This is a genomic window from Flavobacterium sp. UBA5153 (assembly GCA_002413745.1).
Classification (GTDB): domain Bacteria; phylum Bacteroidota; class Bacteroidia; order Flavobacteriales; family Flavobacteriaceae; genus Flavobacterium.
The window spans coordinates 24,295-39,035 of record DHXP01000062.1; the positions used below are offsets into that span (position 1 = coordinate 24,295).

At 33.4% G+C, this 14,741-nt stretch carries 14 protein-coding genes and 1 tRNA gene; 13 read left to right on the top strand and 2 right to left on the bottom strand.

Translation table 11 applies throughout. The annotated features are described in order from the left end of the window. Window positions 1–254 precede the first annotated feature (254 nt). The 10 genes from B2145_RS12250 to B2145_RS17640 all read left to right on the top strand — a co-directional run bounded on the left by B2145_RS12250 (window position 255) and on the right by B2145_RS17640 (window position 9,289). Window positions 255–1,193 carry an alpha/beta hydrolase gene (locus B2145_RS12250; RefSeq protein WP_291102665.1) on the top strand — a complete coding sequence of 313 codons (939 nt, stop codon included), beginning with the start codon at window positions 255–257 and terminating at the stop codon, window positions 1,191–1,193. An 11-nt stretch (window positions 1,194–1,204) separates the two neighbouring features. Next, window positions 1,205–2,170: a DUF4861 family protein gene (locus tag B2145_RS12255; RefSeq protein WP_291102666.1), complete on the top strand. Its 966-nt coding sequence runs from the start codon at window positions 1,205–1,207 to the stop codon at window positions 2,168–2,170. Window positions 2,171–2,198: 28 nt separating this feature from the next. Further along, entirely contained in the window at window positions 2,199–3,437 is a 1,239-nt protein-coding gene (locus B2145_RS12260; RefSeq protein WP_291102668.1) for a glycoside hydrolase family 88/105 protein, read from the top strand. A gap of 48 nt (window positions 3,438–3,485) precedes the next feature. After that, the gene (locus tag B2145_RS12265; RefSeq protein WP_291102670.1) at window positions 3,486–5,114 is read left to right on the top strand and encodes a glycoside hydrolase 43 family protein; all 1,629 of its coding nucleotides are present in this window, start codon (window positions 3,486–3,488) and stop codon (window positions 5,112–5,114) included. Window positions 5,115–5,125: 11 nt separating this feature from the next. Further along, the gene (gene pelA / locus B2145_RS12270; protein WP_291102673.1) at window positions 5,126–6,211 is read left to right on the top strand and encodes a pectate lyase; all 1,086 of its coding nucleotides are present in this window, start codon (window positions 5,126–5,128) and stop codon (window positions 6,209–6,211) included. Next, window positions 6,187–7,158, top strand: coding sequence for a pectinesterase family protein (locus tag B2145_RS12275; protein ID WP_291102676.1), 972 nt, complete (start codon window positions 6,187–6,189; stop codon window positions 7,156–7,158). The genes pelA and B2145_RS12275 overlap by 25 nt, the downstream gene beginning before the upstream one ends. A gap of 6 nt (window positions 7,159–7,164) precedes the next feature. Beyond that, the gene (locus B2145_RS12280; protein WP_291102679.1) at window positions 7,165–8,514 is read left to right on the top strand and encodes a glycoside hydrolase family 28 protein; all 1,350 of its coding nucleotides are present in this window, start codon (window positions 7,165–7,167) and stop codon (window positions 8,512–8,514) included. 27 nt (window positions 8,515–8,541) lie between these two features. Further along, entirely contained in the window at window positions 8,542–8,715 is a 174-nt protein-coding gene (locus B2145_RS17630; RefSeq protein ID WP_291122977.1) for a hypothetical protein, read from the top strand. 101 nt (window positions 8,716–8,816) lie between these two features. Beyond that, complete coding sequence (locus B2145_RS17635) at window positions 8,817–9,113, top strand: hypothetical protein (RefSeq protein ID WP_349677739.1); 297 nt, start codon at window positions 8,817–8,819, stop codon at window positions 9,111–9,113. 11 nt (window positions 9,114–9,124) lie between these two features. Next, entirely contained in the window at window positions 9,125–9,289 is a 165-nt protein-coding gene (locus tag B2145_RS17640; RefSeq protein ID WP_349677733.1) for a hypothetical protein, read from the top strand. A gap of 156 nt (window positions 9,290–9,445) precedes the next feature. Here B2145_RS17640 and B2145_RS12290 read toward each other — a convergent pair. Further along, window positions 9,446–9,514, bottom strand: a tRNA-Met gene (locus tag B2145_RS12290). A gap of 120 nt (window positions 9,515–9,634) precedes the next feature. Here B2145_RS12290 and era point away from each other — a divergent pair. Further along, window positions 9,635–10,516, top strand: coding sequence for a GTPase Era (gene era / locus B2145_RS12295; protein WP_291102682.1), 882 nt, complete (start codon window positions 9,635–9,637; stop codon window positions 10,514–10,516). A gap of 200 nt (window positions 10,517–10,716) precedes the next feature. Then, entirely contained in the window at window positions 10,717–12,495 is a 1,779-nt protein-coding gene (locus B2145_RS12300) for a glycoside hydrolase family 9 protein (RefSeq protein ID WP_291102684.1), read from the top strand. A gap of 170 nt (window positions 12,496–12,665) precedes the next feature. Here the strand turns inward: B2145_RS12300 and B2145_RS12305 are convergent, their stop codons facing one another. Then, the gene (locus B2145_RS12305; protein ID WP_291102686.1) at window positions 12,666–13,724 is read right to left on the bottom strand and encodes a WYL domain-containing protein; all 1,059 of its coding nucleotides are present in this window, start codon (window positions 13,722–13,724) and stop codon (window positions 12,666–12,668) included. A 122-nt stretch (window positions 13,725–13,846) separates the two neighbouring features. On the opposite strand from B2145_RS12305, the gene B2145_RS12310 reads away from it, so the two are divergent. Beyond that, the gene (locus B2145_RS12310; protein ID WP_291102688.1) at window positions 13,847–14,737 is read left to right on the top strand and encodes a toxin-antitoxin system YwqK family antitoxin; all 891 of its coding nucleotides are present in this window, start codon (window positions 13,847–13,849) and stop codon (window positions 14,735–14,737) included. Window positions 14,738–14,741 lie beyond the last annotated feature (4 nt).

Sequence of the window (14,741 nt, forward strand, 5' to 3'; positions counted from 1 at the left end):
ATTTGAAATAACTAGCGGTATTGAACCCAAAACAAGCCAATAACAATGCGAAAGATCTGAGTTCAGCGTATGAAAATGTTGAGGTGTACATTAACAGTTTAGTAAACCAATAGCACAAGAAGCTTTAGATTTAAATCAAAACAAAAATTTTGAGCAAAATCCAACATCCAAATGGTATTTAGTTTTTGGGTGGTTGAATAAGGGGACTAGTGTATTTATTATGCCCCTTTTCTTTAAAAAAAGTAGTTTTTAATATGAAGAGAATTTTAGTCATATTTTTTATTGGAATTAGCTTTGCTGTATTTTCACAAAATCCAGTTGAAAGGGATACCTCGTACACTGTATTTAGTACTTATAATAAAGAAATAAAAAAATACCCTTTCATCCAAGTTGTCTCTAAAAAGAATAAAAGCAACGTAGTTGAAGATAAAGGAATAATTTATAAAAATATAGCTTCAAGATTTTTGTTGTTAGATGCTTTTTATTTGAAATCTGATAAAGCAAACCCAGCAGTTATTTTATTACATGGAGGAGGATGGAAATCTGGAGACAAATCACACATGGAGCCATTGGCTGTTGAGATTGCTTCAAAAGGATATTCTTGTTTTACAGTTGAATACAGATTATCACCAGAAGCAAAATATCCAGCAGCTATTTTTGATGTTAAAAGCGCTATTCAATTTATTAAAACCAATGCTGCGAAATTTAATGTAGATACATCTAGAGTCGCTGTTTTAGGTTGTTCTTCAGGCGGACAAATGGCAGCTTTAGTTGGAGCTACTAATGGGGATAAAAGTTTTGAAGAAGGAAATAGTATATATAAATCATCTACAAATGTTCAAGCTGTAATTGATATAGACGGTATTTTAGCATTTAAACATCCACAATCTAAGGAAGGTACCGTAGCAAGTTTATGGTTAAATGGGAATTATGATGAAAATCCTGAAACCTGGCAATCAGCTTCTGCTTTAACCCATGCTAATAAGCACAATCCTCCCATTTTATTCGTAAATAGTGACATGGAAAGATTTCATGCCGGTAGAGATGACATGATTTTGATATTGAATAAGTTTGGAATTTATAATGAGGTTAAGCGTATAAATAATTCTCCACATTCTTTTTGGCTTTTTCAACCTTGGTTTGATCAAACGGTCGTTTACACCACACAATTTTTAGACACAATTTTTAAATAAATTATAATTAGATGAAAACAATAATAACTCTTTCTGCAGTGCTTTTTTTAGGACTTTCAAGTTGTAAAGCACAAGATAAATATGAAATAAAAACAGCTAAATCCTATGCGGAATTATCTGTAAAAGAAGGTGGCAAATGGGAAGGTCGAAAATACAAGGGTGGTACTTTTAAAAATGTAGAAAAACTAAAACTGGCCAAAGAACACACTGATCATTCTTTTGACATTCGTTACGAAGGAGCAGGTTGGGAGAGCAATAAAATTGGATATCGTTTGTATTTAGATTGGAGAAATGCCATTGATATTTTTGGAAAAAAAACAGAAGCAATTGTTTTACCACAAGTAGGGCAAGATGGTTTTGATTCCTACCATGAAATGAGTGATTGGGGCGCAGATATCCTAAAAGCAGGAAAAGGAATCGGAATAGGCTCTATCGATCGCTATCTGAACAAGGAAAGATTACATTTTTATGAAGTCGATTCTACAATTGCCGAGGTCAAAAATGAGGTGAACAAATCTACTGTAAAAGTGCGTTATTTTGGTTGGAAAACAGCTTCTGATAAAATTGATTTCACCTCAGAACTTACCATTAAACCAGATCAACGCTATACGCAACATACGATTCATCCTTCAAAAGAAATTCAAGGAATTTGCACTGGAATTGTAAAACAAAAAAATACGGAGTTACTTAAAAAAGTGAGCAAAAATAAGAAATGGGCATATATTGCCACTTATGGCTCACAATCGCTGGTTCCAGATAAATTAGGAATGGCAATTTTTTATGAAACGAGTACTATCGAGAATTTTGTTGATGCAGAATTTGATCATCTTTTGATATTTAAACCTACTACAAAGTTTGTTTCTTTCTACTTTTTAGGGGCATGGGAACAAGAAAAGGGCGGAATCCAATCACAAGAGGAATTTGTCAAATATTTAGATGAAAAGTTAGAAGTGCTAAACAAGAAAAATAAAATATAATTTAGAATAATAATTAAAATAAATTCAGATGAGAAAGAACATTTTGACTAATTGTTTTGCAACATTGGCTATAATCCTTTCGGTAGTTTTTGTGAGTTGTAAAGGTGTTTCCAAAGTGACACCTGCTAAAATAACCGATACTACTAAAGAGCAACTAATATCAGATCAATTAAAATGGTCTGAACGTATGGCGCAATCTATTATGAAACGCCATCCTGAATCCTATAGGATAGATGATGCAAAAGAACCAAAATGGGATTATGTCCATGGTTTGGTATTAACTTCATTTGAAGAATTATACAAACAAAAAAAGAATCCTGCTTATTCTGATTATATCAAAAGTTATGCGGATGAGTTGATTGATAAAGAGGGAAACATCAAAACCTACAAAATCGAAAACTACAACATTGACATGATTGTTGCCGGGCGAATATTGTTTAATTTATATTCAACCACAAAAGAAAATCGCTACTTAGTTGCCATGCAGACTTTAAGAAAGCAACTGGAGGAACAACCAAGAACTGAAAGTGGCGGGTTTTGGCATAAAAAAACGTATCCAAACCAAATGTGGTTAGACGGATTGTATATGGGAGAGCCGTTCTATGCCCAATATACTGCGACTTTTGAAAACGGAAAAAATCTAGATGATGTCGCTAAACAATTCGAACTGATTCAATTGCATGCTACGGATAAAAAAACCGGATTGTTATACCATGGTTGGGATGAAAGCAAACAAATGCCTTGGGCAAATCCAGCAACTGGAACGTCCCCTAATTTTTGGTCAAGATCAATTGGTTGGTATGTGATGGCTTTGGTAGACGCTTTGGATTATTTTCCAAAAGAGCATCCCAAACAAAAAGAATTGGTGGGTTATTTAAACAAAATTGCTGAGAGCTTGGTTAAATTCCAAGATAAATCAGGGTTGTGGTATCAAGTAACAGATTCGGGAAGCAAAGAGGGAAATTATTTAGAAGCTTCAGGAAGTTCTATGTTTGCCTATGCTTTTGCAAAAGGGGCAAACAAAGGATACTTGCCTTCTAAGTTTAAAGCGATTGCCAATAAAGCTTTCGATGGATTGACCACTCAATTAATTAAAGTGGAATCGGATGGTGAAATTACGATTACACAAGCCTGTGCTGTTGCTGGGCTAGGAGGAAATCCGTACCGAGATGGCTCGTATGAATATTATGTAAATGAGAGAAAAAAGGATAATGACCCTAAAGCTACAGGGCCATTTATACTAGCCGCACTAGAGTTGAATAGATAGCTTTCTTATAGGATTAAGGCATCAGTCTCTCGGTTATAATATTTAATTATGAAATTTAAACATCTTATAGTTGCAGTTTTATTGCTGGTTTCTTGTCAACTGTCCTTCGGGCAGGGAAATGAAATTAAGGTAAACTCATCAGTTTGGATAGCTGATAATGGAGATGGAACCTATAAAAACCCAATATTGCATACAGATTACTCTGATCCGGATGTGATTAGAGTGGAAGATGATTATTACATGACTTCTTCCTCCTTTAATTGTGTGCCAGGCTTGCCAATTCTTCATTCGAAAGATATGGTCAATTGGGAGTTGGTCAATTATGCACTTCAAAAGCAACCTCCATTTGATGTGTATGACAAGCCACAACATGAGAATGGTGTTTGGGCTCCTTGTATTCGATATCATGATAATGAATTTTATATTTATTATCCAGATCCAGATTATGGAATATATATGGTGAAGACAAAAGATCCCAGAGGAATTTGGTCAGCACCAATAATGGTAAAAGAGGGAAAAGGTCTTATTGACCCAACTCCTTTGTGGGATGACGATGGCAAAGTTTATCTTGCTTATGCATTTGCTGGAAGTAGGGCAGGAATCAAAAGTCTTTTGGCTATTTGTACTTTGAATTTAGAAGGCACTTTGGCTAATAATGACGATGTGATTATAATTGACGGACATGAGGGGGAATCTACTATTGAAGGACCTAAATTATACAAACGAAACGGTTTTTATTATGTTTTTGCACCTGCGGGTGGAGTTCCTACAGGTTGGCAAACCGTTTTAAGATCAAAAAACATATATGGTCCTTATGAAAAACGAAAAGTGATGGATCAAGGAAAATCATCCATAAACGGTCCACATCAAGGTGCTTGGGTACAAACACAAACGGGGGAAGATTGGTTTTTCCATTTTCAAGACAAAGGTGCTTATGGTAGAATTGTTCATTTACAACCGATGAAATGGATCAAAGATTGGCCAGTAATTGGTATTGATAAGGACGGTGATGGAACTGGAGAGCCAGTAATGAAGTATAAAAAACCGAATGTTGGAAAAAGTTTCGCTGTAAAAACAATTGAAGATTCTGACGAATTTAATTCTCCTTCACTAGGATTACAATGGCAATGGCATGCTAATCCACAAGTATATTGGGGATTCCCCTCTTCAATGGGATATTACACGATGTATTGTCGTCCGATGCCAAAGGAAGCTGCAAATTTATTCGATGTAGGCAATTTATTATTGCAAAAGTTTCCTGCCGAAGAATTCACGGCAACCACAAAAATGACTTTTAATGCCCGTTTTGATGAGGAGCAAACCGGTTTGTTGATTATGGGACTTGATTATAGCTATTTGAAAGTGAAACAATCAAAGGGAGCACTTTATTTGTCTCAAGTAATTTGCAAGAATGCAGATAAAAAAGGATTAGAGACTGAAAGCGATGCTGCTAAATTAAAAAACAACACCTTTTATCTTCAGGTAAAAGTAAGCGTTGTAGGGGTTTGCGATTTCTTGTATAGTGAAGATGGTGTGAAATTCAAATCTGTTGGTTCTAGTTTTACGGCAAGAGAAGGTAAGTGGATTGGAGCAAAATTAGGCTTTTTGGCTCTTAGAAATGGAAACATTAACGATGCAGGAAGTGTTCGCATTGACTGGTTTAGAATCACAAAATAAATACATTTAAAATGAAAAAATTAAAAACAGCAATTATCTTGGCTTTTATATTTGTATTAAATATAAGCATTAATGCTCAAGTACACGATAAATCTTGGGAAAGTATAACTGAAAAAAAAGAAGGCGAATGGTTTGCTTCAGATGAAGCTAAAGCAATTGCCGAAAATGTTTTGCTTTACCAACGCAATATTGGTGGTTGGCCTAAAAACATACAGATGCAAAATCCACTTTCGAGTGAAGAAAAACAGCAATTAATTGCTCTTAAAAGTGACCTGCACGATATTACTACCGACAATGGAGCAACTTATCAGGAAATGGTTTTTCTTTCAAAAATGTACAGACAAGTACCTGATGAAAGGTATAAAAAAGCGTTTCTTTTAGGGCTGGACTATTTATTGGAGGCACAATATGAAAATGGAGGATGGCCACAATTTTATCCTTTAAAAAAAGGCTATTATACGCATATTACCTATAATGACGATTCAATGGTTAATATCCTTGATGTTTTAAAAGAAATTAAAGACAGAACGGACTATTTTTCTATAAAACCATCAGATGAAACTATTAAAAAAGTTCAAATAGCTTTCAATAAAGGAATCGATTGTATACTAAAAACGCAATACAAACAAAATGGTGTACTCACTGTTTGGTGTGCACAACACGATGAAAACACTTTACTGCCTGCAAAGGCGAGAGCGTATGAATTACCTTCTTTAAGTGGACAAGAGTCAGTGAATATTGTATTGCTGTTAATGTCTATTGAAAATCCATCCAAAGAAATTATTGCAGCGGTAGATAATGCTGTAGTCTGGTTTGAAAAAACAAAAATCACGGGTTATAGAGAAGATCGTTTTCCAATAGAAAACAGCACAAAAAAGGAAAAACTTCTCATAAAAGACCCTAATGCTGAGCCAATGTGGGCACGTTTTATGAATCTGGAAGACAATACTCCTTTTTTCTGTGATCGTGACGGAATCAAAAAAGCTTCTTATGCCGAAATTGGTCAGGAACGTAGAGTTGGATACGCTTGGTATAACGATCGTGCAAAAAAGGTTTTGAAAGAATATCCAAGTTGGAAAAAAAAACTGAAGTCCTAACTGAAAAAGCAGTTCAAAATAATAATTCAGCTCCAAAAGACGAGTTTAACATTGTTGTTGACAAAAACGGAAGTGGTGATTTTACCACGATTCAAGAAGCTATAAATGCCGCAAAAGCATTTCCTTCAGAAAGAATTACCATTTTTATAAAGAATGGAACCTACTACGAAAAAGTGAAAATTTATTCTTGGAACCCAAAAATTTCATTGATTGGCGAAAGTCGAGAAAAAACAATTATTACGTATGACGATTATTTCAAAAAGATAAATTTGGGCAGAAACAGTACTTTTCATACCTATACTGTTTTAGTCGAAGGGAGTGATTTCATAGCCCAAAACTTAACCATACAAAACACATCTGGACCGGTAGGCCAAGCTGTTGCATTGAATGTAAACGCAAATCGTGTGGTATTAACGAACTGTTCTTTATTAGGAAATCAGGACACGCTTTATACATCGGCAGAAGGAGCAAAAAACTATTTTAAAGATTGTTATATAGAAGGTACCACTGATTTTATCTTTGGAGATGCAACCGTGTTATTCGAAAATTGTATTATTCATAGCAAAAGTAATTCCTATATAACAGCTGCTTCTACTCCTCAAAATACTGAATTCGGGTATGTTTTTAAAAACTGCAAACTTACTGCCGATGAAAATGTGACAGAAGTATATCTTGGAAGACCGTGGCGGATTTATGCCAAAACTGTTTTCATTAATTGTGAAATGGGCAAACATATAAAACCCGAAGGCTGGCACAATTGGTCTAAACCTGAAGCAGAAAAAAACTCCTTTTACGCAGAATATAATTGTACCGGAGAAGGATTTCAGCCCAATAAAAGGGTTTCTTGGTCTCATCAACTAAAAAAATCAGGAGTAAAAAAATATACCATTGAAAATATTATGGGATTGGAATTTTCCAAAATAATAAAAGAATCTTATTTAAAATAAAAAAACATGAAATATAGATTTGCCTTTCTATTGCTGATTTCAATCAGTTGTTTTGCCCAAAACAATAATTTTCCGTCTGCTAAAGTTGACTCAATTATTAAACGGATTCAATTGCCTAAAATTCCTTTGTTTAAAATTGAGGTGACACGACTTGGCGCAAAAGGAGATTCAATTAGTGATGCCAAACCTGCCTTTGATAAAGCAATGGCGCTTTGCAAAAAAAATAATGGAGGTACAATAATTGTCCCAAAAGGTGTTTATACACTAAATGGACCCATTCATTTCGTTAGTAACGTAAAATTACATTTGGAAGATGGCGCGAAAATTCGTTTTGGTTCCAATCCAAAAGATTATCCACTCGTTTTAACCAGTTGGGAAGGAACAATGCTTTATAATTATAGTCCGATGATTTATGGTAATAACGTTGAAAATATAGCCATTACCGGAAAAGGAATTATTGATGGTGAAGCTAAAAATACTTGGATAAAATGGAAGTCTCTTGAAAAAGAGGACCAACTATTAAGTAGAGAAATGAACCATAATAATACTCCAATAAAAGAGCGAATCTTTGGAGAAGGTCATTACTTAAGACCTCAATTGATTCAGTTTGTCAATTCGAAAAACATTCTTATTGAAGATGTTCAAATAGAAGATGCTCCTTTTTGGTGTATCCATTTGTTAAAGAGTAAAAGCATAACAGTTCGAGGAGTAAAATATGATGCCCATAATTATAATAATGACGGCGTCGATCCAGAATATTCCAGCGACATTTTAATCGAAAATATTCTGTTTGATAATGGGGATGATAATATTGCCATTAAAGCAGGAAGAGATGATGAAGGTCGCAACAATTCCAATACGCCATCAGAAAACATCGTCATTAGAAATTGTGAATTCAAAGGGTTACATGCGGTTGTAATTGGTAGTGAGATGTCTGCCGGAGTTCGAAATGTATATGTCGAAAACAGCAAATTCCGAGGTTATTTAAAAAGAGGCATTTTTATAAAAACCAATTCAGATCGTGGAGGCTATATCAAAGATATTTATTTCAACAACCTAGCGTTTGGAAAAGTAGAAGATTGTATCTATATCACAGCTAATTATCACGGAGAAGGCAGTGGTTTATTTCCCTCTAAAATTTCAGATATTTCTTTTTCTAATATTAGTTGTAACGAGGCTACAAATACAGGAATCGTAATAGAAGGTTATCCGAATAAAAAAATAAAAAATATTAAACTGGATGCAATTACAATAAAATCAGCAAAAAACGGAATGACCATTACTAATTCTGAAAACGTAACAATTAATGAAGTTATAATAGGAGATAAAGCGACAATTCCTACAGCTGTAAAGTAAATTTTTTAAAACAAAAAACTAAATTTCATGAAACATATTTTCATTCTAATAATGCTAATTTCACTTAACTGCATTGCACAAAAGAAAACAATCTATTCCATTGGTGATTCTACAATGGCAAATAAACCAACAGAGAATGGAAATCCCGAGAGAGAGGTTGGGGTCAAATGTTATCCGCTTTTTTCAATGAAGACATTATAATAGATAATAGAGCCGTAAATGGCTGAAGTACTCGTAGTTTTATCAATGAAAAACGTTGGGAGGCTATATATAAAATTTTAAAGCCAGGAGATTATGTTTTTATTCAATTTGGACATAATGATGAAAAAGTTGCAGATTCAGCCCGCTATACCAATCCGCATACAAGCTACCGATATAACTTAATTCGTTTTGTAAATGATAGTAGAGAAAAAGGGGCCATTCCAATTTTATTTTCATCAATAGTCCGAAGAAATTTTAATGAACAAGGTGTTTTGGTTGATACGCATGGAGAATATCCGCTAGAAACCCGTTTAGTTGCCCAAGAATATAAGGTGCCTTTTATCGACCTGCAATATTACACTGAATTATTGGAAACATCCTATGGGCCAGAGAAATAAAAGAATTGCATTTGCATTTTAAAGCCGGCCAAATCCCTTATTATCCAGAAGGCAAAGAAGATAACACCCATCTTTCTGTAAAAGGAGCAACCGAAATTTCGAAATTGGCTATAAATCAAATTAGAATATTAGATAATCCTTTAGTTGAAAATCTAAAAAAAGCGATTAAAAATTAAACGATATCAAACGCGATTAATTTAAAAATACTCTTGAATACCATATACTATCAAAAAAAGAAATATCGAGCCACAAAGCCGAAAAGGCTGTTAAGGTTAACTATTTTTTAAATGGATATTCCAAAGAAAAACAAAAAAGCCCGTCAAAAAAAAGGATGGGGAAACTGGACTCGAACCAGTGACTTTCGGCTTATGAGCACGGCGAGCTGCCTATTGCTCTATCCCGCATTGTTTCGGGTGCAATGTTATAGCGAAATTTATCATTTGCGACAAAAATTTAAAAAAATGTTTTATTTCATCTGTCGACTTGATATAACTACCTTTGCAAATTAAATTATATATTAAATGGCACATAAAGCAGGTTTTGTAAATATCATCGGGAATCCAAATGTGGGGAAATCAACATTGATGAATGCCTTTGTTGGAGAAAGATTATCCATCATCACATCAAAAGCGCAAACAACCCGACACAGAATTCTTGGAATTGTAAACGGCGAAGATTTTCAATTGATCTTGTCTGACACTCCCGGAATCATCAAGCCGGCTTATGAAATGCAGGAATCGATGATGAATTTCGTGAAATCGGCTTTTGAGGATGCCGATATTTTGATTTATATGGTCGAAATTGGGGAACAAGAATTGAAAGACGAAGCTTTTTTTAATAAAATTATCCATTCAAAAATTCCAGTTTTGTTGTTATTGAACAAAATTGATAATTCTAATCAAGAGCAGTTGGAAGCACAAGTGGCTTTTTGGACGGAGAAAGTTCCTAATGCCGAGATTTATCCAATCTCAGCTTTGCAGAATTTTAATGTTCCCGAAGTTTTTCAAAGAATAATCGAATTATTGCCGGAATCTCCAGCTTATTATCCAAAAGATCAATTGACTGACAAACCGGAACGTTTCTTCGTAAACGAAACCATTCGCGAGAAAATCTTGTTGAATTACAGCAAAGAAATTCCGTATGCGGTGGAAATCGTGACCGAAGAATTCTTTGAAGACGAAAACATCATCCGAATTCGTTCCCTGATTATGGTGGAACGCGAAACCCAAAAAGGAATCATCATTGGTCACAAAGGTGCTGCTTTGAAAAAAGTGGGAATGGAAGCTCGAGCCGATTTAGAAAAGTTTTTCGGAAAACAAATCCATATCGAATTGTACGTGAAAGTCAACAAAAACTGGAGGAGCAACGCTAATATGTTGAAGAGGTTTGGGTATAATCAGTAAGATTTAAACAATCATAAAAAAAAGCTAAAAACCATTCTGAAAAGGGTGGTTTTTTCGATTTAAAAGCCCTTGATTTGGAATTTAATTGCGATTCTTTGAAAGAGTTGTATGTTTTTTTGTAAATTCGTTTTCCTATATTTTAAAATCAAGAGTAGATTTTTTGATTTTAGTTTTATTCTTTAACTGACTAATAACAAAAAATGAAAAATCAAAATCTGATTTATGTTTTAATAATTAATTTATTTTCCAATTTTATTTTAGGACAAAATAATTTATCATCAGATAATATTCGGTTAAATCAAATTGGGTTTTATCCAAATGGTCCCAAAATAGCCATTGTTATTGGTTCTAAACTAACTAAATTTAGTTTAATTGATTTTGAAAATCAAAAAGACACCATTTTTTCATCTAATTTAGAAAAAGGAGGGAATTGGAATTTGTCTGGAGAAGAAACGATGAAAGCTGATTTTTCTAAATATACAAAAAGCGGAAAGTATGTTTTGTATGTACAAGGTTTGGGTAATTCCTATCCTTTTGTAATTATGCCTAAAGTTCTTGAAAAGGCAACAAAGGCAAGCATTAAAGGGTTTTATTATCAAAGAATCGGAATCGAACTCAAGCCGCAATTCGCAGGTAAGTTTGCACGTCCAGAAGGACATCCTGATGATGACAAAGTGATAGTTCACCCTTCTGCAGCTTCTGCAAAAAGGCCAGCAGGAACAATTATTAGCTCTTCAAAAGGTTGGTATGATGCTGGTGATTATAATAAATATATTGTGAATTCAGGGATTAGCACGTATACACTTCTTGCGCTTTTCGAAGATTTTTCCTCTTATACTAAAACCCTAAATCTTACTATTCCTGAAAGCAAAAATGCAATCCCAGACCTTATTGACGAGGTGAACTGGAACTTGCGTTGGATGCTCACTATGCAGGATCCTGAGGATGGAGGCGTATATCACAAGTTGACCAATGCCAAATTTGATAAATTTATTATGCCAAATGAAGCTACGACGCCTCGTTATGTGGTAATGAAAAGTACTGCCGCAGCACTCGATTTTGCCGCATTGATGGCGCAGGCAAGTAGAATTTATAAAAAATACCCAAAAGAATTACCGGGATTATCAGATTCTTGTCGGGTTGCAAGTGTCAAAGCGTATTTTTGGGCAAAGAAAAATCCAAAAGTCTATTATCAGCAGCAAACACTCGCGAATCCTAAAATTGAAACAGGAGCTTATGGTGATACTAAATTAAAAGATGAATTTTATTGGGCATCATGCGAATTATTTATTGCAACAGGAGATGAAAAGTATTTAACAGACAGTAATGTAGGTAGTACAATTTCCGAGAACATCAATATTCCTAGTTGGGGAAATGTTGGAATGTTAGGAGTATATTCTATGGTTCGAAATGCAGATAAATTTGCAAAAAATAAAAAAATTAGTACAATTATCAACCAAATGAAAACTCAATTTATAGCTGCTGCCAATGTTTTACAACAAAAAGGAGTTCTTTCTCCTTATGGAATTCCAATGGGAGTAAATCCTAAAGATTTTGCTTGGGGTAGCAATGCTGTTGCCAGTAATCAAGGAATGTTTCTCATAAAAGCCTATCTTTTGAGTAAAGACCAAAGTCTTGTAGATAGTGCTCAAGCTAATGCAGATTATCTTTTAGGGCGTAATGCGCTTGGATTTTCTTTCTTGACTGGATTTGGAATTAAATCACCTCAAAATATTCATCACCGAATATCATTTTCAGACGGAATTACGGAACCCGTTCCAGGCTTATTGGTTGGAGGTCCAAATCCAGGTCAGCAAGATTTGATAGAATGTAATGGAATTACCTATTCATCCAAAATCCCAGCCAAATCTTATCTTGATGTTCAATGTGCGTATGCCTCAAATGAAGTTGCCATAAATTGGAATGCACCATTGGTATATTTGTTGGGCGGTTTGGAAGCTGTGAAAACACAACGCTAAAATCTTTTTCAAAAAGTAGAGAAGTAATAAATTTGAGTTTCTAATAGCATTTTGTTTTGGGAATATCTTTGTAAAAACTTCTACTAGCTAGCATTGGATATCACTGGATGGCGAAGTATTGCTAATATCTTGAAGAGGTTTGGGTATAACAATTAATGATTTCAAAAATTTCATTTGGGCTCAAAAATATTTCTGTAAACCAAAGGTTTTTTAGTCTTTCTGTTAGCAATAATTTCGTCTAAAGTTTTATCATAATACTCCTGTAATATTAGTGGTTCTATAATACGAATGTTGTACATCCATTGAAAAAGCCAACCTAGTAATTCACGATTAATACCACATTTCATTGTCATTATATGATTGCCTTTCTTTTTTTCGAAATGTTGTGAATGATGCCAAAAATATTTTGAAACTAACGCACCTGTTACTGATGTGAATTCAATTTTAATATCATAAACTTCATCGTTTATGTTTTTAGTAATTCCAAAACGTTTGTCTAATTCTGTTTTTATTTTTTTTGAAAGTTGCTCAAAATTGTAGCCTTTATCAAGTGTTTTTATTTTCTTCAATTGACCTATTTCATAAATCACAATTTCTTGTTTGTGGTTCTCTACTCCAGTAACTAAAAAAGCTCCTCGATGATACAAGATAGATACAGGAGCAAAGTCAATTTTTTCTGTTTTGAAAGCGTGATTATCTACCGTATAATCGTTAATCAATTCTAGAATTTGAATGTATTTTTTATGAATTATTGCCCCAATCAAATCATCAATATTAGCATTGAAAATGCTATCTTTAGTGATTTCGTAAAAATGAGTATTGATTAATTGCTGATTGTCGCCATTAATAATCTCGTTTTTGCTTTGTTGTAAGGCATTTTGCAACAAATCCTTAAACAAATCAATATTATCTTTCCTATTTTCTTTTAACAGATTGGGTTGTGTCAATATGGCTAGATACAATGTGTTTATTGTTTTTTGAGTAAGCTCGTTTTTTGCAGTTTTTAAGTTTATTTTCCAAATCTTTTTGCGACAACCAGCAACCGTAATTATAAGTTGTTCATTAGGTTGAAAAAACACTTTCTCTACTTCTTTTAAATCACGTTGCAATTGACGAAGGCTTATTTCCGCATCTTTTTGTTTAAGATATTCTAAAATAGTGTTTGCATCAGCAGATGTCTGTTTGAGGAAATCATAAATTATTTTGAGCCTTTCGGTTTGTTTCAGCATAACTTTTATAATATGAAACTAATATAGGTTTTTTATACGACATAAAACGCCTAATAAATCAGGCTTTTTTAAAAGTTGTTAAAATGTGTTAATATATTTGTGGGAATTATAAAACCCTAAAAATGAAAAAAACACTAATTCTTACTTGTTTAATTTTTTTAATAATTGGTTGTAAAAAAGAGAATATCAATTCAGATGAAGATAACAATTCTTTAATTGAAAGATTTAGCCCATTTAGTAAAAAAAGAGTTCATATAAAAGAATTAAAATTAGATGAGAAAATATATTATTATGAAGGCAAGCCATTTGATGGAATAGCTTTTGATATGGCTGATGAAAAAAAAATAGAAAAAGAGTTAAGTTTCAAAGACGGCAAATTGGATGGAATTAGTAAAAAATGGTTTTTTAATGGAAAACCAGAATTTGTATATGATTATAAACAAGATAAACTAAATGGTAAACAACAAACCTGGTTTGAAAATGGTCAATTAAAAGAAGAATCTAATTATAAAAATGGTGTTTTAAATGGTAATATAAAAACGTGGTATGAAAATGGTCAATTAGCAAGTGAAACGAATTATCAAATTATTAAAAGGAAGCCTTTAGCAAATGGCGAATTAGTAAGTATAGATCAATTTGGAAATGAAAATGAGCTTGCTATTTCTATTGGAGTAGTTAAAGAATGGCATAAAAACGGTCAGTTAGCCTCACTTATGAATTATAATAAACAGGGAAATCAAAATGGTTCACAAACACGATGGTATGATGATGGAAAATATTATGAAATAAGTAATTTTAAAAATGGAAAGGGAATAGGTAAACTTCAAAGATGGTATAATTCCGGACAAATTGGGTATGAAAAAAACTTTTCTACTAATTTAGAAAAAGAATGGTATAACGATGGGGTTTTAAAAAGTGAGGAAATCGAATTTCACAAAAATAATTTTATAAAAATTAGAAGAAATTATTACGGTAATGGTGAATATTTAAGCACAGACTCAATTAGTAAATAACTTA